This window comes from Amycolatopsis echigonensis (genome assembly GCF_002846615.1).
Lineage (GTDB): Bacteria > Actinomycetota > Actinomycetes > Mycobacteriales > Pseudonocardiaceae > Amycolatopsis > Amycolatopsis echigonensis.
The window spans coordinates 5,427,636-5,446,420 of record NZ_PJMY01000003.1; the positions used below are offsets into that span (position 1 = coordinate 5,427,636).

Genomic DNA, 18,785 nt, shown 5'->3' on the forward strand with positions numbered 1-18,785 from the left:
GACGGGTTGGAGCTTCCCCCTTGCGGGATCGCTCGACGCTCAATAATCTAGTCGAGATTAAAATCGGTCGACGCGGACCGGCTGTCGTGATGTGGCCGGGTCCGTTCGCCGGACACGTCGGGAGCGTGCCATGAACACGAAGATCAAGCTGCTGTGCGCCTGGAGTGGGCCCGCCACGGTGGTTCTCGCTCTGACGGGCTGGTTGATCGCCGGGGTGCTGCCGATGCCGCCCGCGGCACATCAAAGCGCGACGGAGATAGCCAACTTCTACGGCGACTCGTCGAGCAAGGTCCTCTTCGGGCTCATCCTGTCCGCGCTCGCGGTCGGTTTGGTCTTCCCGCTGATCGCGCTCATCGGGGTGCACATGGTGCGGATGGAGGGCCGGACCCCGCTGCTGACCTTCCTTCAGCTCGTCACGGGCGCCGCGACCGGCGTCCTGCTGCTCATTCCCCTGCTGATGATGGCGGTCTGCGCCTTCCGTCCGGACCGTGCGCCGGACCTCACCCTGATGCTCAACGACCTCGCGTGGCTCTTGTTCATCACTCCGATCGCGCCGTTCATGATCCAGAACATCGCGATCGGCCTGGCCGTGCTCCGCGATCGCAACCCGGAGCCTGTCCTGCCGCGGTGGGTCGGCTACCTGAACTTCTGGGTCGCGTTCCTGTTCGTCCCCGACGTGCTCGCGTACTTCTTCTACAGCGGGCCATTCGCGTGGCAGGGCATCTTCGTCTTCTGGCTCGCCCTGACCGCCTACGCGGTGTGGCTGGTCGTGATGGGCCTCGTGCTTCGCCGGGCGGTCCTGCGCGCGGAGGTACCGTCCGGCGAAGCTTCGGAACCGGTTCCCTCGTGACGGAGGTGAGTCGCGTCGACGACGAGCTTCCGGACTTCCTGCAGCCGGAGCCGTTTCGTGCGGCCACGCGAAGGCCTCGGCGCCAACCCGTGGATCGGCCGCCCGGGGAGTACGGGCTCTGGATCTTCATCTTCGGAGATCTGACGCTCTTCGCTGCCTTCTTCGTGGTGTTCACCTGGGAGGCCGGTCACGACCGCGCTCTCTTCGGCGACTCGGCGCGCCGGCTGCTGGTGCCGCTGGGGGCGGTGAACACCCTGGTCCTGCTCCTGAGCTCGTTGCTCGTGGTCGCCGCTGTCCGGGCCTACGCGGCCGGAGCCGCGGCGGTCGCGTCACGCGCCTCGGCCGGCGCCATCGGTTGTGCGGCCGTGTTCGTCTCGATCAAAGTGACCGAGTACGGGCACGCAGTGGGAGCGGGGAGCACGCCTGGGACGAACCTCTTCTTCACTTTCTACTTCGTGCTGACCGGCATTCACCTGCTGCACGTCGTCGTCGGCACCATCCTGCTGGGAGCGGTTCGCCGCCGAGCACGTGCCGGGGTGCCGTGGGACGCGGCGCGGCGCCTTGTCGAGGGAAGCGGCGTCTACTGGCACATGGTGGACCTCTTGTGGATCATCCTTTTCTCACTGCTTTACCTGGTGGGTGCAGCATGAGGAGGCGTCATGGACGAACCGGACTTCCGCCGTGCGATTAGCCGCTTCGCCACCGGCGTCACTGTCGTCACCGCGCGAACGGGAGATCGAACATACGGCATGACGCTCAGCGCCATGACGTCGCTGAGCCTGGAACCGCCCTCGTTGCTTGTCTGCATCAATCGCAGGGTGCCGACCGAACAAGCCGTGGCCAGCAGCGGGAAGTTCGTCGTCAACGTGCTGGCCGATTACCAGGAACGTATCGCGCGGCGGTTTGCACGTCCGGCAGCGGACAAATTCGACGGGGTGGACATCGAGTTCTCGCGAACGGGGATCCCGGTGCTCAAGGGGACCGTCGCAAGTTTTGAATGCACCGTGCGGGAACGCCTCGCCGGCGGTACGCACTCGATCTTCGTCGGACACGTCGATTCTGCCCGTTTCAACGACAGGCTCCCGCTCGTTTACCACGCTGCCGGGTTCGGCGATTTCAACTCGCGGACAGGACGCACAGTCGCGGAGGGACAAGTTGGATCAGACCAGTTCGCCTCATTCGGCACCACCCCGACCGAAGGACTCGCCGGAGTGGGAGCCTTCTTCTCGTCATGACCGCCTGCTGTGGCAGTTGCTCGATGCTGCTTCGACCCGGCCCCCGCCGATCGATCTCAGGGACGCGGGCCTGCCCTGCGCCATGACTGGATCGAGGGAAAACGTTGGATCCTCTTCACGGCCGTTGCATGACACGGAGGCAAGATAATGGTCGACCCGATTCCGGCGATCCGCGCTAATCATGTTGTCTTGTTCGTTTCCGACCTCGAGCGATCGGTGCGCTTCTGGACCGCCGCTTTTGCTATGGACGTCGTCGCGCGGGAACCGAGCGCGAATGCCGCGTTCCTCCGTCTTCGCCGATCGGGGAACCATCATGATCTGGGACTGTTCGGCATCGGTCCGTCCGCCCTGCCGAAAGTTTCGGGATCCATCGGGATGTACCACATCGCGTGGCAGGTGGACATGATCGAAGACCTCGAGGAGGCGCGGCTGGTTCTCGTCGAACTGGACGCCTATACGGGCGAATCGAGCCACGGCGCGACCAAGAGCGTGTACGGCAGGGATCCCGATGGCAACGAATTCGAGGTGATGTGGATGATGCCGCGAGAGGAATGGGGGGCCTATGAGAGCGAGGCGCCCGTGGGCCCGCTCGATCTCAGCAGGGAGGTCGCTGTCTGGAGCGGAGTGGCTACCGCGGAGTCCGTCGGAGGCGGCGTGTTCGGGGAGGCGTCGTGACTTCCGCCTCGTCGCAATACGGCGAGCCGGTCGTAGTCACCAGCGGAAACGACGATGAAGAAGCCCCGCTGGTCGTTCTTCTCCACGGCCGGGGTTCGCATGAACGAGACATCATTTCGCTCGCCGACCATCTTCCGCCCGAATTCGGCTACGCAGCCGTTCGTGCACCGATCGTGGAAGGAGGCGGCTACGCGTGGTTCGCGAACCGCGGCATCGGTCGGCCAGTCGCCGCGTCGCTGCGCTCCACTACGGACTGGTTCCGCGGCTGGCTGGACTCGGCCGTGCCGAGAGAGCGTCCGGTGGTGCTCGCGGGATTCAGTGGCGGAGCCGCGTTCGCCGGCGGCTTGATCTTGGACGAACCCGGGCGGTTCGCCGGCGCGGCGATCCTGTCGGGAACGATGCCGTTCGATGCGGGAATGCCGGCCACGCCGGCGCGCTTGGCCGGCCTCCCGGTGTTCCTCGCACTCGGCGCCCGCGACACTGTGATTCCCGCGGAGCTGCTCGCGAGGACATGGGCATATCTGACGGGGGAGTCAGGCGCGCCGACCGTCGCCCGGCGGGACGCGACCGGGCACTCGATCACCGAAGAGCAGCTCCGGAATCTCGCCGGATGGGTCCGGGAACGCTTCCTGTTCATCAAAACCAGCGGCCTGGCACCGAACCCAGCGGAGTCTCGCTCGGCGCGCTGGCCCACACTGCCGGCGGGTGCCTTGGCGGCACGAGTGGGCCGGCGACCCGAAGTGACGACCTCGATCCCTCAACAGCAGGTATCGCAGAATGCTCCGGCGACATTGCAGGAACAGCTGTTCGCGACTCTTGCCGGGCTGCCGGGGGTCACAACGCAGCAGTCTGAGGTCTCGGTGCCGGGTGCGCGCGGCTTCGTGCTCGAAGAGCGGAGAGGCCCGGAATCGGCTTTCCTCGTTCCCTCGGCTGGAGAGTTCGCGCATCTTCACCCCGCCTTCGACGGTTCGATGCATCTCGCCCTTCCATTGGTCTTGGCCGCCGATGCCGTAGCGAAGGGCTGGGCGCTGGCGCATCCCCTCGCCGGCGTGCGCCTCCCGCCAGGCATGGTCATGGTCTACGGCCCGCGTGATGGCGACGAGCTGCACACCGTCACCGAGATCGCCCGCAGCTCGTATCTGTTCGCCTCGGGCCGGCTGCGCGCGGATTTTGCGACCGATTGGCGGAAGTCCTAGTCGGCCGCTCCGTCGGCCGCCTGCGGACACTGGCCGACGCAGGTCGCAGGGCTGCACGCGGCACCGGTCGAGATCAGCTGCGCTCCGCAGCCGGCAGGCCCGTCGTAGCGATCCTCGACCACGCGCAGGTAGGCGTCGCGCGGGCGACCGGCTTCAACCGGTCGCCCGCGCGACACCGGAGGATCAGGTTGACGAACATGAGTTCGTCGGCCCTCTTCTCGTTTCGCCTCCGGACGTTGCCCGCGCACTCCCCGGAGAACACGGGTGTCTGAACCGGCCCGGCGACCGGAGCCGCCGTGCAGTCCGGCCCGTGCGCCAAGCTGTCGCTGCGCTGCAGAGCCCGTTCGGCAGAAACCGCCCGTTCCGAAGGTTCTCCAGCCGCTGCGCTCCGGCCGGCAGTTCGTCGACCGGCGCCGGTGGTCTGAGGTCCTGCGCGGGTCCCCGGCGAACAGCGTGCGTCGCCGAGTCCGCCTTCGTTCGTGCGATCGGAGCGGGCGCTAGGCCGAAGCGAGATGCTCCGTGGCGGCAGGCTGCTCGGCGTCCGGTCAGCCGGCTTTCGAGGGGTGCGCCGCGAGCGGCGTCACTTTGATTTTCATGTAGGGAAAGAGCGGCAGGCTCGAGAGCAGGGTGTGGAGCGCGTCGTTGTCTTCGACGTCGAAGATGCTGATGTTCGCGTATTCGCCGACGATTCGCCATAGTTCGGGCCATGTCCCGGTGCTCTGGATCTCTTCGGCTCGTGCTTTCTCCCGCGCGACGAGGTCGGCTCGGGTTGCCGAGTCCAGCTCGTGCGGGATCGCGACGTCCATCCGAACGTGGAACAGCATTTTTCCTCCTGGTCTGATGCGGGGGTCAGTCGCGAGTGAGTCCGCGGCGCCGGAGGGCGCGGACTGCTTCCGGGTCGACGGTGACGCCCAGGCCCGGGCCGGTGGGCACGTGCAGGTGTCCGGCGGCGAAGCGCAGAGGCTCGGCGATGATGTCTTCGGCGAACAGCAGGGGCCCGAACAGTTCGCTGCCCCAGGTGATTCCGGGCGCGGCGCAGGCCAGCTGGAGCGAGGCAGCGGTGCCCAGCCCGGTTTCGATGGATGTCCCTGCGTGGCAGGGGACTCCGGCGGCTGCGCCGAGAGCGACGAGGTCACGGGCCCGGCGGAAGCCGCCGACTTTGGTGAGTTTCATCGACCACACGTCGGCTGCTCTGGTCCGGATCAAGCGCAGCGCGTCCTGGGAGGTGCGCAGGCTTTCGTCGGCCATGACGGGCACGGGGAGCGCGTGGTTGATCTCGGCGAGTGCGTCGATCTGGTCTCCGGGGACCGGCTGCTCGATCAGGTCGATGCCGGCGGCGGCCAGCCGCGGCAGGAGCCGGAGGCTGGTCAGGAGGTCCCAGCGGGCGTTGAGGTCCACGCGCAGACTGGCTGAGGACGACATCTTCTCGGCGATCGCGGCGATCCGGTCGATGTCGTCGGCCGGATCGAGGGCGCCCATCTTGAGCTTGAAGCTGCGGTGGTCGCCGCTGGCGAGGATCCGCTGGATCTCGTCCACGACGACGCCGGCGGGTTCGGCACCCAGGGCCCAGGTGACCTCGATGCGTTCGCGGGCGAGGCCGCCGAGGAGGGTGTGCACCGGAACGCCGAGGCTGCGTGCCCAGGCGTCGTGGAGGGCGACTTCCACTGCTGTCTTGGCGTAAAGGTTCGCGGCGACGTGGTCGGTGACGTCCCGCATCAGGTCGTCGATCCGGTCGACCGGCCGTCCGCGCAGCAGCGGCGCGACATAGGTGTCGATGGTGACTTTCATGGACTCGACCGATTCGCCGCCCCACCACGGGCCGCCGGGCACGACGCCTTCGCCCGTTCCGACGATCCCGGCTCGGGTGCGGACGAAGACCAGCAGGACCGGTTGCGCGTGGAGCGTCACCCGGGCGAACTTGTGCGGGCGACGGAGGGGGACGTCCAGGATGACGGTTTCGATGCTTTCGATGAGAACGTCGTCAGGGGTCGGGGACATGGTGCCTCTCGGGAGCCTGGGCGGAATGCAACTGCAAGGCGTGGCTGCAGGGGCGGCAGGCGCCGTCCCCGCAGCCACGTGGGTGGCGTCAGTCCTTTTCCAGTTCGAAGTCGTATGTGACGCGGCGGACGCCGGCGCCGTCGTCTGCCGGCGCGATGACGAGTTCGGGTTTTGTTGCCGCGGCGACGTCGGAGTCCAGGTACTCGCCGGCTTCGAAGTACAGCTGGGTGGTGATCGTCCGATGACCGTCGGCGCGGACCATGAGGTGGATGTGCGCCGGTCGCCACGGGTGCCAGCCGGCGCTTTCCAGCAATGCGCCGGTCGGGCCGTCGTGCGGAATCTGGTAGGGCGCGGGCTGGACGGTGCGGATCGCGAACCTGCCGTGGTCGTCGGTGACGACGACGCCGCGGAGGTTCCCGTCGGGAAGGTGCGGGGCGAATCCGGCGTAGTAGCCCTCATCGTCGGCGTGCCAGATGTCGACCTCGGCTCCGGGCAACGGGTTGCCGTCGACGTCGCGCACCTGGCCGGAGAGCACCAGCGGAGTTCCCTTTTCGTCCGGGCGCATGGGAAGCGTGCACTCGGCGGAAAGCTTGGCCTGGCCGGGAAGGTAGTAGGGCCCCTCGATCGAGCCCTTGGTGCCGTGCTGCGACCTCGACACCTGGTCCTCGACGAAGTGTTCGACGAACACGTCGAGCACCAGCGGCCATTCTCCGCCTTCGCCGACCGACATCAGCCACGCTTTGGCGGCCTGGTATTCGGGGTATGTGACGTCGTGGCGGTGCACGACGTCGTCGATGGCCTTCAAGATGTCGCCGACGATGCCGGCGACGCGCTCGGGGCTGCTTCCTGCGGTGCTGCGCCGCGTGGAGCTTTCCTTGAACGCAGCGGTCGCGCTGGCGCCGGATCCGGCCGCGGTCGGGGAGTGATGTTCATGGGTGGCAGTCATTCGGTGCTCCTGGTCGGATGATCAGCGGTTGAGAATGCCGCTCGCGTCGGTAGGGCTGATGAGGTCCAGCACCTTTCACGGGCGCGCCGTGCGGCCGGTCTCCACCGGTCGTTCGGCCGGTGCCGGTGGCGAATCGGCCGAAGGCCTCTCGCAGAGGTCGAGAGTCCACACTGGACCTTCGTCGTACGCTATGCGTACGATGAATACGCTGTGCGGTTCACACCGTGGGCTGCGACGGCGGCTTTGTCAAGTCGGATCCGCGCGCCAATTGCTGGGAGGATGGGCCGATGGAGCGCAAACCCGTCAACGAGCGAGACTTCGTCCAGAGCATCGAACGCGGTTTCGCCGTGCTGAACGCTTTCGACGAACAGCATCCGCGGATGGCCATGCCGGAAGTCGCGCAGCGGACAGGGCTGTCCCGTCCGGCTACCCGCCGGATCCTCCTGACGCTGCAGGAACTGGGCTACCTTGCGAACGCGGGCGGCGCATGGTTCCTCACCCCGCTGGTGCTCACCCTGGCGCAGCGCTATTCCGCCAGTCACAGCATGATCGAGTGGGCGCAGCCGCTGCTGCTGCGGCTGGCCGAGGAGACGCAGGAGTCGGCGTCGCTGGCGACCCTGGTCGGCACGGAAGTCGTCTACGTCGCGCGCGTCCAGGTGCGCCGCATCCTGAGCAACACCGTCGACGTCGGCAGCCGCATGCCGACGACCGCGACCTCGACCGGTCGCGTGCTGATGGCCTGGCGTGAGCCGGACTTCCTCGCCAAGGTGATCGCCGAACAGGGCATGCCGAGGCTGACCGCGCACACTGTCACCGATCCGGTGCGGCTCGCCGACATCCTGCACGAGGTCCGACAGCAGGGGTACTGCATGGTCGAGTCCGAACTCGAAATGGGATTGCTGGCCGCTTCCGTGCCGGTGCGCGACGCCAGCGGAGAGGTGACCGCGGCCATCGCGTACTCGACGTCGCTGGGCAGATTCACCCGCGAGCACGTCGAAACCAAGGTGATTCCGCTGATGCTCGACATCGCCGGCGAGCTGTCGCGACTGCTCGGCCACGGTTCGGCGGACAAGACGCCGCGCCCGGAACGAGACGGGTTCTACTGAGCGCTGCTGCTCATCCGGCCGAGAATCGCGAGCGCGCGCTGCATCACCAGGTCGGTCTCGTCTCTCGTCGCGGCGACGAGCGGGACCGTCGGCACGTCGTCGAGCGGCAGGTGCACGACTCCCGGCACGCCGAGGAACGCGGTCGGCTCCGGCACCACCGCAACGCCGAGGCCGGCGGCCACGAAGGTCAGCAGCGTTGAGGTTTCGGCGACTTCGTGCGTGACGTGCGGGGCGAATCCGGCGTCCTCGCACAGCCGAGTCACCAGCCGGTGCATGGAGGATCCAGCGGCCCCGCTGTGCAGGACGAGGCCCTCGGCCTCGAGATCGCCGATCGCTAGACGCGCACGCGTGGCCAACGGGTGGTCCTGCGGCACCGCGACCAGCAACCGGTCCTCGCGCAGCACGGTCAGGCGCAGGTCCGGAGCCAGTCCCTCGGTGTGCCGCAACAGGCCCAGATCGAGTGACCCCTCGCGCAGGCCCGCGACCTGCTCCGGGGCGAGCATCTCGCCGCGGAAGCGGACCTCGACCGCGGGCAGCTCCGCCCGCAGCTCCCGGGCCAGCGCCGGCAGCAGCGAGTACGTCGCCGACCCGACACAGCCCACGGTCAACCGGCCTTCGCGGCCCTCGGCGACGCGTCTGGCCCGGGCGCGCGCCGCATCGACCGCCGCGAGCACCGCGCGAGCCTCGTCCAGATACGCCGCCCCGGCCGGGGTGAGGGCGACCCGGCGGGTCGTCCGCTCCAGCAGGTCGACGCCCAGTTCGGCCTCCAGGTGCCGGATCGCTCGGGACAGCGGCGGCTGCGCCATCCGCAGCCGCTCTGCGGCGCGCCCGAAATGGCTTTCCTCGGCGACGGCGACGAAGTACCGCAGGAGGCGGAGCTCCATTAATACCTCCAGAGTTGATTTACGAACTTAAATGATACTTCTGTTCTCTCGGTCGGGCTCTTACGCTCGCCGCGTGAGCAATGTGGTGATCTGCAATCCGGTCCGTACGCCGGTCGGCCGCTACGGGGGCGCGCTGGCTTCGCTGACCGCGACCGACCTGGCATCCGGGCTGCTGCGCGAACTCGCCGGCCGAACCGGGCTGGGCGAGGGCGACGTCGACGACGTGCTGCTCGGCCAGTGCTACCCGAGCGGCGAGTCGCCGGCCATCGGCCGGGTCGCCGCGCTCGACGCCGGTCTCGGGACTTCGGTGCCCGGGCTGCAGATCGACCGCCGCTGCGGCTCGGCGCTGCAGGCTGTGCTCTACGCGGTCGGGCAGGTGGCCTCGGGCGGTGCACGGCTCGTCGTGGCCGGCGGGGCCGAGTCGATGTCCACTGTGGAGCATTACGCCACCGGCCTGCGCGCGGGCAAGATCGCCGGCGGGATCCAGCTGCACGACCGGCTCGTGCGAGCCCGGGAAACCGCGGGCGGCAACCGCTTCCCGGTGCCCGGCGGGATGCTCGAAACGGCCGAGAACCTGCGCCGGCAGTACCGCATTTCCCGCCGAGAGCAGGACGAACTGGCCGCAGCGTCGCACGAGCGGGCTGCCGCCGCGCACGAGACCGGGAAATTCGCCGACGAACTCGTCCCGGTGGTCGTCCCCGGCGGCCGGCGCACGCCGGAGACCACCGTGGACCGGGACGAGCACCCGCGGCCCGGCACGACCGCGGAGCAGCTCGGCAGGCTGCGTCCGGTGCGGCTCGCGATGGACGAGGCTGCGACAGTCACCGCGGGCAACGCCTCGGGCCAGAACGACGGCGCCGCGCTGTGCATCGTGACGACCCGCGAGGAAGCGGACCGCCGCGGCCTCACCCCGGTGCTGATGCTGAAGTCGTGGGCAGTGGCCGGCGTCCGGCCGGAGGTCATGGGCATCGGCCCGGTGCCCGCCACCCGCGCGGCGCTCAGGCGCGCCGGGCTGACCATGGCCGACCTCGACGTCATCGAACTGAACGAGGCGTTCGCCGCCCAGGTGCTGGCCTGCCTGCGCGAGTGGGGCGTCGACGCCGACGACAAGCGGCTCAACCCCAACGGTTCCGGCATCTCCCTCGGCCACCCGGTCGGCGCGACCGGAGCGCGGATCCTGGCGACGCTGGCGCACGAGATGACGCGGACCGGGGCACGCTACGGCCTGGAAACCATGTGCATCGGCGGTGGCCAGGGCCTCGCCGCGATCTTCGAAAGGGTTCAGTCGTGAACGAGTCCATTGTGGTCCATCATGCGGTGACCGGCAGGGAAGACGGCCCGGTCGTGGTGCTCTCGAACTCGCTCGGGACCACGATGGCGATGTGGGACGCGAATCTGGCGGAGCTGGAGAAGCGTTTCCGCGTCGTCCGGTACGACACCCGCGGCCACGGGGGCTCACCGGTCCCGAGCGGCCCGTACACGATCGACGACCTCGCCGACGACATCGTCGCGCTGCTGGAGCGCCTCGGGGTGCGCAGCGCCCACGTCGTGGGCCTGTCCCTCGGAGGCATGACCGCGATGCGGCTCGCCGCGCGCCGTCCGGATCTGGTCGACCGGATGGTGCTGCTGTGCACGAGTCCCTACCTCGAACCGTCGTCGGCGTGGCGCGACCGTGCGGAGCTCGTGCGGGCGGAGGGAACCCAGGCCGTCGACGCCGCGGTCGTCGCGCGCTGGTACACCGCAGCGCACCTCGAGGCCCACCCCGAGGTCAAGGCGGCGGGCGCGGCCATGGTCGCTGCGACACCGGCCGAGGGCTACGCCTCGTGCTGCGAAGCCATTGCCGCCATGGACCTCCGGCCGGATCTTGCGTCGATCACCGCGCCCACGCTGGCCGTCGCGGGCGCGGAGGACCCCGCCACGCCGCCGCCGCACCTGCAGCAGATCGCCGACGGTGTCGCGCGAGGCCGCCTCTTGGTGGTCGACAAATCGGCCCACCTGGCCAATGCCGAGCGACCCGAAATCGTGACGCCGGCGATCCTCGCGCATTTGGGAGCGGCGCAATGATCCCGGACAAGGTCGTCGCCGATGCTGCCTCCGCGGTAGTCGACGTCCGGCCGGGCAGCACCGTCGCGGTCGGCGGGTTCGGCCTCGCTGGCATCCCGTGGTTCCTGATCGAGGCGCTGCTCGAGCAAGGGGCCGACGACCTCACGGTCGTGTCCAACAATTGCGGCGTGGACGGCGGCGGGCTCGGGTTGCTGCTGGAGCAGCGGCGGATCAGCCGGGTGATCGCGTCCTACGTGGGCGAGAACAAGGAATTCGCTCGCCAGTACCTCGCCGGCGAAGTCACTGTCGAGCTGACGCCCCAGGGAACGCTGGCCGAGCGGCTGCGTGCCGGGGGTGCGGGGATCGGCGCGTTCTTCACCCCCACCGGCGTCGGCACCGTGGTGGCCGAAGGGGGTCTGCCCTGGCGCTACCGCCCGGACGGCTCGGTCGCGCTCGCTTCCCCGGCCAAGGAAGTGCGCACGATCGCAGGCCGCCCGATGGTTCTGGAGGAGTCGATCGTCGCCGACGTCGCGCTGGTCCGGGCCGCGGTGGCGGACCGCGCAGGGAACTGCCGATTCCATCGCTCCGCCCGCAACTTCAACCCTGCCGTGGCGACCTCGGGCCGGCTGACGATCGTGGAGGCCGAGCGGCTGGTCGAGGTCGGCGACCTCGACCCGGACGACGTCCATCTGCCCGGCGTATTCGTCCAGCGGGTCGTGCCGTTGGCCCCGGACCAGGCGTCGCGCAAGGAAATCGAGAAGCGCACGATCCGCGAAAGGCGGGCATGACATGCCGTGGACCCGTGAGCAGATGGCGGCCAGGGCCGCACGCGAACTGCGCGCCGGCGAGTACGTCAACCTGGGCATCGGACTGCCGACCATGATCACCGAACACCTCGCCGTCGGTTCCGGGGTGACCGTGCACGCCGAGAACGGGATCCTCGGCGTCGGCCCCTTCCCCTACGTCGACGAGGTCGATCCCGACCTCATCAACGCGGGCAAGCAGACCGTGACCGTGACGCCCGGGGCGTCGTTCTTCGGCTCCGACGAGTCGTTCGCGATGATCCGCGGAGGCCACATCGACGTCGCCGTGCTGGGGGCGCTTCAGGTGGCGGCCAACGGCGACATCGCGAACTGGAGCGTTCCCGGCCGGATGATCAAGGGCATCGGCGGCGCGATGGACCTGGTGTCGGGCGCGTCACGGGTGATCGCACTGATGGAGCACCGCACCCGTGACGGCGAACCGAAGCTGGTCGCCGAGTGCGCGCTGCCGCTGACCGGGCGCGGCGTGGTGTCCCGGGTGATCACTGACCTGGCCGTGCTCGACATCTCCGACGGCAGCTTCGTCCTCGTCGAGTGCGCGCCCGACGTCGCGCCGGAACAGGTGCGCGCCGCCACCGGCGCGCAGGTCGCCGAGCGGCAGGCGGTGGCCGGATGAGCCTCGAAGAACGCGTCCGGCGGATGGAAGATCTGCATGCGCTGCAACAGCTGCGCGCTCGCTACTGCCAGTACCTCGACGACGGGCGCTGGACGGAACTCGTGGAACTGTTCACTCGCGACGGCGCCTTCGTCGGGCTGTCCGCGGTCCGCGGGCACGCGGAACTGCTGGAGTTCTTTCCCGGGCTGCAAAAGGGAAGCCTGAGTTCCTGGTGGCATTTCTCCGCCAACGAAACGCTGGAGCTCGACGGCGACACCGCGACCGGCGAAACGTGGCTGCTGCAGCCCTGCGTCGTCGACGGCCGGGCACAGCTGGCCGCCGGCCGGTACGCCGATCGCATGGTTCGTGCCGCAAACGGGGACTGGTTGTTCGACGAACGCAAGGTCACCTTCTTCTGGTGGTCCGACCTCGCCGAAGGCTGGGACGCCGGACGGTTCGCCTGGCCTCCCGCGCGCGTCGCGGCCGACGACCGGTATCCCCCGCGATGAGCGCGCGAACACCGGATTCCGTGCTCGTTCCGCGCTCGTGCCTGGTGGTGCCCGCGAGCGACGAACGCAAAACGGCCAAAGCCCTTGCCTCCGCCGCCGACGAAGTCGTGCTGGACCTCGAGGACGCCGTCGAGCCCGGGAGCAAGGCGAGCTCCCGCGAACGCGTCGCGCAGATCCTGGCCGAGGCCGGACGGCCAGGTCTCGCGGTGCGGGTCAACCAGGTCGGGACGGCCTGGTGCCACCTCGACGTGCTCGCCGCGGCGGCGGCCGCGACCGGCCCGCTGACCCTGGTCGTGCCGAAGGTCGAGGACGCGGCCGACGTGTCCTTTGTGGATCGTCTGGTGGCCGGGGCGGTCGCCGGTCGCGACGGCTGCCCGGACATCCGGCTGGACGTGCTGATCGAATCGGCCGCAGGGCTGGAGAACCTGGACCGCATCGTGCCCGCGGCCGCGCGAATCCGCGCAGTCGTCATCGGTTACGCCGATCTCGGCGCGAACCTCGGATGCGACCTCGACGCCGCCTCACCCGGCGCGCGCAGCTTGCGCGCCCAGGTGCGGAGCCGGGTCTTGCTCGCCGCGCGGGCCGCGGGTCGCGCCGTCGTCGACGGGCCGTGGTTGTCGATCGCCGCCGACGCCGAGTTCGCTGCGGACCGCCGGGAGGCCCGCGACCAAGGCTTCGACGGAAGCTGGACTATCCACCCCGCTCAGCTCGGGGTGGTCAACGACCTGTTCACCCCCGCACCGGCCGAAGTGGACTGGGCCCACGGCGTCCTCGACGCGCTCGCCGGCGCCGCCGCCCGCGGTTCGGGCGCGGTCGCGCTCGACGGGCAGATGCTCGACGAGGCCGTGGCCGTCCGGGCGCGCCGGGTGCTGGCCCGCGCTGGGGAGCGACGGTGACCGGGACTGTCGTGCGCGCCCGGGGACCGTACTTCGACGAGCTCGAACGCGGCGAGGTTTTCGACGCCGCACCGCCGGTCACGCTCACTGCGGGCGGTGCGGCGGTGCATCAGATGATCGTCGGGGACCGGCTGCGCTACGCGACCGATCACGTGGCCGGAGCCCGCCTCACCGGGCGCGGTCCGGTCGCTCACCCCGCCTACGTCTGGGACGTCGCCATCGGTCAGTCGACCCAGGCTACGCATTTCGTCCGGGCCAACCTGTTCTACCGCGGCCTGCGCTTCCTGAGTTTCCCCGTGCTCGGCGACACCCTGCACACGCGGACCACCGTGGTGGGGCTCCGGGAGAACACGCGGCGGCCCGGCCGCGGCGCCACCGGACTGGCCGCGTTGCGGATCCAGTGCGTCGACCAGCGCGGCGCGGCCGTGCTGGACTTCCACCGCTGCGCGATGCTTCCGTTGAGCCCGGACGCACCCGACACCGGGCACCAGGACGACCTCAGCGGCATCGGGACCGACGCGCCGTCGGCCGAAGCCGCGCTGCAGACCCTTGACCTGACACAGCACCGGACCCGCACACCGCCGGAACCCGGCACGACGATCGAGGTGGTCGGCGGCGACGTGGTCAGCTCGGCGCCGGAGCTGGCGCGGCTGACGCTGAACGTCGCCCAGGTGCACCACGACGCCGGAGTCACCGGAAGGCGGCTGGTCTACGGCGGGCACACCATCGGCCTTGCCGCCGCTCAGGTCGCCCGTGCCTTCCCGGACCTGGTCGCCTTCCTGGGCTGGGAATCGTGCGACCACACCGGGCCGGTGCACGAGGGCGACACTCTCCGTTCGACGATCGACCTGCTGTCGGCTCGCCCCGGGCCGTCCGGCAGCGTCGTCGCCCAGCTGCGGGTTCGCGTCACCGCCGAAGCGGGAAACGACGTTCCGCGGGACGTGCTGGACTGGCGCTGCGAGGTGCTCACGTGACCGCGCCACTGGCCGGGCTGCGCGTCGTCGAGGCCACCAGCTTCGTCGCCGGGCCGCTCGCCGGGATGACCTTGGCGCAGCTCGGTGCCACAGTGCTGCGGATCGACCCGGTCGAGGGCTCGGTCGACGGCGGCCGCTGGCCGCTGGACCGCGTCGGGCGAAGCCTGTTCTGGGCCGGCCTCAACAAAGGCGTCCGCTCCGTCGCGCTCGATCTGCGCATTCCGGAAGGCCAGGAACTGGCGACCGCGCTGGTGACCGCGCCCGGCGACGACGCGGGACTGTTCGTCGACAACACGATCGGCCGCCTGTATTTCGACCACGACCGCCTGCGGGCCCGCCGCGAGGACCTGGTGCACGTCCACATCCAGGGCTACGCCGACGGCCGCGCGGCGATGGACTACGCGGTGAACCCCCGCTACGGCGTGCCGATGCTGACCCGCCACACCGATCTCGACCGGCCGACCAACCACGTCCTGCCAGCCTGGGACATCGCCACCGGGCTGCTCGCGGTGTCCGGACTGCTCGCCGGGCTGCGCCGGCGCGCGCTCGACGGTCAGGGTTCGCGGATCGACCTCGCGCTCGACGACGTCGCGGCGGCGCACGTGGCGCATCTGGGCTGGCTGGCCGAAGCAGAGGAGAACGGCCGCGACCGGCCCCGGCTGGGCAACCACATGTACGGGGCGTTCGGGGTCGACTTCGCCTGTGCCGACGGGCGGCGGGTGATCGCCGTCGCGATCACCCGCCAGCAGTGGCGGGATCTGGTCCGGGTCACCGGGACCGAGAAGGTCTTCGCCGCGCTCGAAACCGCACACGAGGTCGACCTCGACGAGGAAGGGGCGCGCTTCGAGCACCGGGCGCTGATCGAAGCGGTCCTCGCGCCCTGGTTCGCCGCCCGCACGGCGGCGGAGGTGCTCGACGCCGCGAAGAGCACCCGGGTGATGGTCGGCGAGTTCCGCACGCCGTCGGAAGTCGTCGCGGCCTACCGCCGCGGCGAGGAATCGGCGGTGCTGGTCGACGTCGCCGCGGAAGGGCGGCCGCCGATGCTGACGGCGACGTCGCCGCTGCGCTGGGATGAGCGCTACCTCGAGACGTCGGGCGCCCGCCCGTTCGGCTCGGACACGCACTGGGCGTTGAGCGAGATCCTCGGCCTGTCCGACCGGGAAATCGGCTCGCTGGCCGATCGCAAAATCGCCGGGTCGCGCTCGGTGCCTGGCCGCCGGTAGCCCGCTCCTTTTCCCAGCCCGAGAACCACGTTCGCACCCAGTTCGAATCCAGAAGGAGTGACATCGATGTCGCACAACCCGGTCCCCGCGGGCGGCCCGCGCACGCTGGCCAGAGTCGCCGGCGCAGCTCTCATCGGATCCGCACTGGAGTGGTACGACTATTTCCTGTACGGCACCGCTGCCGCGCTGGTCTTCAACAAGGTTTTCTTTCCGGAGCAGAGCGCGACGACGGCGTTGCTGCTTTCGTTCGCCACCTTCGGCGTCGGGTTCGTCGCCCGACCGGTCGGCGCCGCGATCTTCGGGCACATCGGCGACAAACTGGGCCGCAAGCCCGCACTCGTCGCGACCCTGTTGCTGATGGGGGCTTCCACGACGCTGATGGCCGTCATCCCGTCGTACGGATCCATCGGCATCGCCGCGCCGGTGATGCTCGTCGTGCTGCGGCTGTTGCAGGGCGCGGGGTCGGGCGCGGAATACAGCGGTGCCGCGATCTTCGCCGTCGAATACGCGCCCGCACACCGTCGCGGGCTGTACGGCGCTCTCGGCGCCAGCGGCTCCTACGCCGGCATGGCGCTGTCGTCGGCGGCGGTTTTCCTGTCCACGTCGCTGACCACCGACGAGCAGTTCCTCTCCTGGGGCTGGCGGCTGCCGTTCCTCGCCAGCGTGGTGCTCATCGGGCTCGGCATGTGGCTGCGGCTGCGGCTGGACGAAACCCCGGCCTTCGAGGAGAACCAGCGGGAAACCGCACCGGCCGAGGAAAGCGGCGTTCCGATCTTCACCTTGCTGCGCACGCGGTGGAAGAACGTGTTGCTGGTCGTGGGCGTGGTTGCCGCGCCGCTGGCGCTGAGCTACGTGTACCAGGTTTACGCGCTGGCTTTCCTGAAGCAGTCGGGCCACTCGGCCTCGGTCGGCACCGCCAGTCTGGTCGTCGCCGGCGTGACCGTGATGGTCACCGCGCCACTGGCCGGGCTCGCCTCCGACAAGTGGGGCCGGCGCCCGGTTCTGATTGGCGGCGCTGTCTTCGCAGCGGCCTACGCGTTCCCGTTCTTCTGGCTCGCCGGAAGCCACAACACCCTTCTCGCGATCGTCGCGGTCGCCATAGCCCAGGGCGGCAGCGTCGGCATCATGTTCGGTGTCCAGGGCGTGATCCTCGCCGAGCTGTTCGCGACGAAAACCCGCTACAGCGGGGCGGCCGTCAGCCGCGAGATCGGCGCAGTCCTTTTCGGCGGCCTGGCCCCGCTCATCTCGGTCAGCCTCGCCGCGGCCGGCGGCGGCGCCCCGTGGCCGGTGGGCCTCTACGTCCTCGGCCTGTGCGCGATCACCGCCGTCGCTGGGCTCTTCGCCCCGGAAACCGCCCGCACGACCCTCGATTCCCTCGACGACGTCGTCGAGGGAGGCCACTCCGAAAGCAAGGTGGACGCCTGATGACACACCGCCCTGTCCCGCGGCCCGGCACGCCGCGATATCTCACCGAAGACCGGCGCGACGTCCAGCAGCTGGCCCGGCAGTTCGCCCGCGAACGGGTCCGGCCGCTGGCCGACGAGCTCGACTCCCGGCAGGGTGCGATCCCCGACAGCCTGCGCGACGAAATGGCCGAACTCGGTTTCTTCGGCCTGATGATCCCCGAGGAATACGGCGGACTCGGGCTCGGCGTCTTCGAGTACTGCCTGGTCGCCGAGGAGCTGGCGCGCGGCTGGCTCAGCGTCGCCAGCCTGCTGGCCCGCGGCAACGGAATGGGCGGCGAGTTCACCGAGGAACAGCGCAAGGAACTGTTGCCACGCATGGCTGCGGGGGAGTATCTCGGCGCCTTCGCGCTGTCGGAGGCCGAGGCAGGCTCGGACGTCGCGAACCTCTCCTGTCGCGCCCGCCGCGACGGCGACGATTGGGTCGTGCACGGCACGAAAATGTGGTGCACGTACGCGGATCAAGCCGACTACCTCGTCCTGTTCGCGCGGACGTCGGACAAGGACCCGGCCAAGCCGCACCGGGGGATCAGCGCCTTCCTGGTCGACAAGCCCCGGGGCTCCTTCCCCGCGGGTATGAGCGGTACGAAGATCCGCAAGATCGGCTACTTCGGCTGGTCGACCTGGGACCTGGCGTTCGACGGCCTTCGGCTGCCCGCTTCGGCGATGCTCGGCGAGGAGGGGCGCGGCTTCTATCTCGCGCTGAGCGGTCTCGAGGTCGGTCGCGCGCACACCGCGGCGCGCGCCATCGGGCTCGCCCAGGCCGCGTTCGACGACGCGGTCGAGTACGCACGCACCCGGCAGCAGTTCGGCGGACCGCTCACCCAGTTCCAGGACCTCCGGTTCAAGCTCGCCCGCATGGCCGCCGACATCGAAGCGGCTCGCCAGCTGATGTACCACGTGGCCACGGAAATCGACTCTGGCCGCCGCTGCGACCGCGAGGCCGCAATGGCCAAGTACTTCGCCAGCGAAATGGCCGAGCGGGTGACCAGCGAAGCCATGCAGATCCACGGAGGTGCCGGGTACACCACGGACTTTGCCGTGGAACGGCACTGGCGAGACGCCCGGCTGACTCGGATTTTCGAAGGTGCCAACGAAATCCAGCTCCGCGTGATCTCCGACGACATCCTCGGCCCCGCGAGATGACACGAGCCGCAGCTCGGACCGTATGTCGATGGCGGCTGGCGCTGTGCCGAGGTCGATGCTGGGTGTGGAGTACTCGCTGATGCCCGCCACCTGCACGGCTGCGCGCTGATGCATGTCAGGACGGCAGCCCGGCGAAAGCCGGTTCGACGGCATGCTGCGCCGACAGGGTGAGCCGAGCCGCGGTTCAAACGCCGCGGGCTGATTCGCCTGGGCAAAACCGCATCG

The 18,785-nt window shown here is 69.6% G+C and carries 20 protein-coding genes; 16 read left to right on the forward strand and 4 right to left on the reverse strand.

Translation table 11 applies throughout. The features are described 5' to 3' along the window. Positions 1 to 130 precede the first annotated feature (130 nt). The 5 genes from ATK30_RS30855 (at position 131) to ATK30_RS30875 (ending at position 3,956) form a co-directional block, all read left to right on the forward strand. Positions 131 to 850, forward strand: coding sequence for a hypothetical protein (locus ATK30_RS30855; protein ID WP_208637459.1), 720 nt, complete (start codon positions 131 to 133; stop codon positions 848 to 850). Continuing rightward, positions 847 to 1,500, forward strand: a complete 654-nt coding sequence (locus ATK30_RS30860) for a cytochrome c oxidase subunit 3 (RefSeq protein WP_208637460.1) — start codon at positions 847 to 849, stop codon at positions 1,498 to 1,500. The genes ATK30_RS30855 and ATK30_RS30860 overlap by 4 nt, the downstream gene beginning before the upstream one ends. A 9-nt stretch (positions 1,501 to 1,509) precedes the next feature. After that, a complete protein-coding gene (locus ATK30_RS30865; protein ID WP_101438475.1) occupies positions 1,510 to 2,085 on the forward strand; it encodes a flavin reductase family protein in 576 nt (191 codons plus the stop codon). Between the two features lie 147 nt (positions 2,086 to 2,232). After that, on the forward strand, positions 2,233 to 2,760 hold the full coding sequence (locus tag ATK30_RS30870; protein ID WP_101438476.1) for a VOC family protein: 528 nt from the start codon (positions 2,233 to 2,235) through the stop codon (positions 2,758 to 2,760). Next, a complete protein-coding gene (locus ATK30_RS30875) occupies positions 2,757 to 3,956 on the forward strand; it encodes a luciferase domain-containing protein (RefSeq protein ID WP_101438477.1) in 1,200 nt (399 codons plus the stop codon). The genes ATK30_RS30870 and ATK30_RS30875 overlap by 4 nt, the downstream gene beginning before the upstream one ends. 545 nt (positions 3,957 to 4,501) lie before the next feature. Here the strand turns inward: ATK30_RS30875 and catC are convergent. From catC to catA, 3 genes are all read right to left on the reverse strand, one after another. Further along, positions 4,502 to 4,780, reverse strand: coding sequence for a muconolactone Delta-isomerase (catC, locus tag ATK30_RS30885; protein WP_101438479.1), 279 nt, complete (start codon positions 4,778 to 4,780; stop codon positions 4,502 to 4,504). Positions 4,781 to 4,805: 25 nt separating this feature from the next. Next, positions 4,806 to 5,954: a muconate/chloromuconate family cycloisomerase gene (locus ATK30_RS30890; protein ID WP_101438480.1), complete on the reverse strand. Its 1,149-nt coding sequence runs from the start codon at positions 5,952 to 5,954 to the stop codon at positions 4,806 to 4,808. An 88-nt stretch (positions 5,955 to 6,042) separates the two neighbouring features. After that, positions 6,043 to 6,900, reverse strand: coding sequence for a catechol 1,2-dioxygenase (catA, locus tag ATK30_RS30895; protein WP_101438481.1), 858 nt, complete (start codon positions 6,898 to 6,900; stop codon positions 6,043 to 6,045). Between the two features lie 287 nt (positions 6,901 to 7,187). Here catA and ATK30_RS30900 point away from each other — a divergent pair, with 287 nt between their 5' ends. Further along, on the forward strand, positions 7,188 to 8,006 hold the full coding sequence (locus ATK30_RS30900) for an IclR family transcriptional regulator domain-containing protein (protein ID WP_101438482.1): 819 nt from the start codon (positions 7,188 to 7,190) through the stop codon (positions 8,004 to 8,006). Here the strand turns inward: ATK30_RS30900 and ATK30_RS30905 are convergent. After that, a complete protein-coding gene (locus tag ATK30_RS30905; protein ID WP_101438483.1) occupies positions 8,000 to 8,890 on the reverse strand; it encodes a LysR substrate-binding domain-containing protein in 891 nt (296 codons plus the stop codon). The genes ATK30_RS30900 and ATK30_RS30905 overlap by 7 nt on opposite strands. A gap of 73 nt (positions 8,891 to 8,963) precedes the next feature. On the opposite strand from ATK30_RS30905, the gene ATK30_RS30910 reads away from it, so the two are divergent. The 10 genes from ATK30_RS30910 (at position 8,964) to ATK30_RS30955 (ending at position 18,560) form a co-directional block, all read left to right on the forward strand. After that, positions 8,964 to 10,181, forward strand: a complete 1,218-nt coding sequence (locus tag ATK30_RS30910) for an acetyl-CoA C-acetyltransferase (RefSeq protein WP_205670159.1) — start codon at positions 8,964 to 8,966, stop codon at positions 10,179 to 10,181. After that, positions 10,178 to 10,954 (forward strand): 3-oxoadipate enol-lactonase, encoded by a 777-nt coding sequence (gene pcaD / locus ATK30_RS30915; RefSeq protein ID WP_240690820.1) that lies wholly within the window; start codon positions 10,178 to 10,180, stop codon positions 10,952 to 10,954. The genes ATK30_RS30910 and pcaD overlap by 4 nt, the downstream gene beginning before the upstream one ends. Then, positions 10,954 to 11,721 (forward strand): CoA transferase subunit A, encoded by a 768-nt coding sequence (locus tag ATK30_RS30920; RefSeq protein ID WP_205670165.1) that lies wholly within the window; start codon positions 10,954 to 10,956, stop codon positions 11,719 to 11,721. Before pcaD ends, ATK30_RS30920 begins: the two co-directional genes overlap by 1 nt. Position 11,722: 1 nt before the next feature. Next, a complete protein-coding gene (locus ATK30_RS30925; protein ID WP_101438487.1) occupies positions 11,723 to 12,370 on the forward strand; it encodes a 3-oxoacid CoA-transferase subunit B in 648 nt (215 codons plus the stop codon). Further along, positions 12,367 to 12,858: a nuclear transport factor 2 family protein gene (locus ATK30_RS30930; protein WP_101438488.1), complete on the forward strand. Its 492-nt coding sequence runs from the start codon at positions 12,367 to 12,369 to the stop codon at positions 12,856 to 12,858. The genes ATK30_RS30925 and ATK30_RS30930 overlap by 4 nt, the downstream gene beginning before the upstream one ends. Beyond that, positions 12,855 to 13,754 (forward strand): HpcH/HpaI aldolase/citrate lyase family protein, encoded by a 900-nt coding sequence (locus tag ATK30_RS30935; protein WP_101438489.1) that lies wholly within the window; start codon positions 12,855 to 12,857, stop codon positions 13,752 to 13,754. The genes ATK30_RS30930 and ATK30_RS30935 overlap by 4 nt, the downstream gene beginning before the upstream one ends. Next, positions 13,751 to 14,728 carry a MaoC family dehydratase gene (locus ATK30_RS30940; protein ID WP_205670158.1) on the forward strand — a complete coding sequence of 326 codons (978 nt, stop codon included), beginning with the start codon at positions 13,751 to 13,753 and terminating at the stop codon, positions 14,726 to 14,728. Before ATK30_RS30935 ends, ATK30_RS30940 begins: the two co-directional genes overlap by 4 nt. Further along, on the forward strand, positions 14,725 to 15,951 hold the full coding sequence (locus tag ATK30_RS30945) for a CoA transferase (RefSeq protein ID WP_101438490.1): 1,227 nt from the start codon (positions 14,725 to 14,727) through the stop codon (positions 15,949 to 15,951). The genes ATK30_RS30940 and ATK30_RS30945 overlap by 4 nt, the downstream gene beginning before the upstream one ends. A gap of 66 nt (positions 15,952 to 16,017) precedes the next feature. Continuing rightward, positions 16,018 to 17,376 carry an MFS transporter gene (locus ATK30_RS30950; protein WP_101438491.1) on the forward strand — a complete coding sequence of 453 codons (1,359 nt, stop codon included), beginning with the start codon at positions 16,018 to 16,020 and terminating at the stop codon, positions 17,374 to 17,376. Beyond that, positions 17,376 to 18,560 (forward strand): acyl-CoA dehydrogenase family protein, encoded by a 1,185-nt coding sequence (locus ATK30_RS30955; RefSeq protein ID WP_101438492.1) that lies wholly within the window; start codon positions 17,376 to 17,378, stop codon positions 18,558 to 18,560. Before ATK30_RS30950 ends, ATK30_RS30955 begins: the two co-directional genes overlap by 1 nt. The last annotated feature ends 225 nt before the right edge of the window (positions 18,561 to 18,785 follow it).

Coding starts and splice junctions, on each gene's coding strand:
- catA (WP_101438481.1), bottom strand. CDS start 6,900: ATGACTGCCACCCATGAACATCACTCCCCGACCGCGGCCGGATCCGGC.
- ATK30_RS30890 (WP_101438480.1), bottom strand. CDS start 5,954: ATGTCCCCGACCCCTGACGACGTTCTCATCGAAAGCATCGAAACCGTC.
- ATK30_RS30865 (WP_101438475.1), top strand. CDS start 1,510: ATGGACGAACCGGACTTCCGCCGTGCGATTAGCCGCTTCGCCACCGGC.
- ATK30_RS30955 (WP_101438492.1), top strand. CDS start 17,376: ATGACACACCGCCCTGTCCCGCGGCCCGGCACGCCGCGATATCTCACC.
- ATK30_RS30870 (WP_101438476.1), top strand. CDS start 2,233: ATGGTCGACCCGATTCCGGCGATCCGCGCTAATCATGTTGTCTTGTTC.
- ATK30_RS30905 (WP_101438483.1), bottom strand. CDS start 8,890: ATGGAGCTCCGCCTCCTGCGGTACTTCGTCGCCGTCGCCGAGGAAAGC.
- ATK30_RS30855 (WP_208637459.1), top strand. CDS start 131: ATGAACACGAAGATCAAGCTGCTGTGCGCCTGGAGTGGGCCCGCCACG.
- ATK30_RS30925 (WP_101438487.1), top strand. CDS start 11,723: ATGCCGTGGACCCGTGAGCAGATGGCGGCCAGGGCCGCACGCGAACTG.
- catC (WP_101438479.1), bottom strand. CDS start 4,780: ATGCTGTTCCACGTTCGGATGGACGTCGCGATCCCGCACGAGCTGGAC.
- ATK30_RS30900 (WP_101438482.1), top strand. CDS start 7,188: ATGGAGCGCAAACCCGTCAACGAGCGAGACTTCGTCCAGAGCATCGAA.
- ATK30_RS30935 (WP_101438489.1), top strand. CDS start 12,855: ATGAGCGCGCGAACACCGGATTCCGTGCTCGTTCCGCGCTCGTGCCTG.
- ATK30_RS30930 (WP_101438488.1), top strand. CDS start 12,367: ATGAGCCTCGAAGAACGCGTCCGGCGGATGGAAGATCTGCATGCGCTG.
- ATK30_RS30950 (WP_101438491.1), top strand. CDS start 16,018: ATGTCGCACAACCCGGTCCCCGCGGGCGGCCCGCGCACGCTGGCCAGA.